This is a genomic window from Limosilactobacillus reuteri subsp. simiae, from assembly GCF_020784875.1.
GTDB classification, from domain to species: Bacteria; Bacillota; Bacilli; order Lactobacillales; family Lactobacillaceae; genus Limosilactobacillus; species Limosilactobacillus reuteri_H.
This window is the reverse complement of the sequence record NZ_JAJGUI010000053.1, coordinates 1-237: the sequence shown is the minus strand read 5'-3', so window position 1 is coordinate 237 and position 237 is coordinate 1. Positions and strand designations below refer to the sequence as shown.

1 pseudogene is annotated in these 237 nt (G+C 41.8%); it reads right to left on the bottom strand.

The window, feature by feature from the left end:
* A pseudogene (locus tag LMC10_RS01455) lies at positions 1-237 on the bottom strand (group II intron reverse transcriptase/maturase); the annotation flags it as partial.

Below are 237 nucleotides of genomic sequence, written 5' to 3'. Positions count from 1 at the left end.
ATAAGTCCAAGTTGTTCCAGTTTTCTATTAGTTAGAGAATAGCTCAAGGTCTTACTATGTGCAGTTCGCCAGTAGCCCTTGCGGGTACTAGCGAAGACATATGCATCACGCTGGGACAACCCCAACTTCTGTAAGTTAGTTACCTTAGTTTTAAACTTTTTCCATTGCTTCCAGATATACTGCCTTATTCGGACCCTCAACCACTTGTCGAGGCGTTGAATAAAGTTAGTTAGTTTC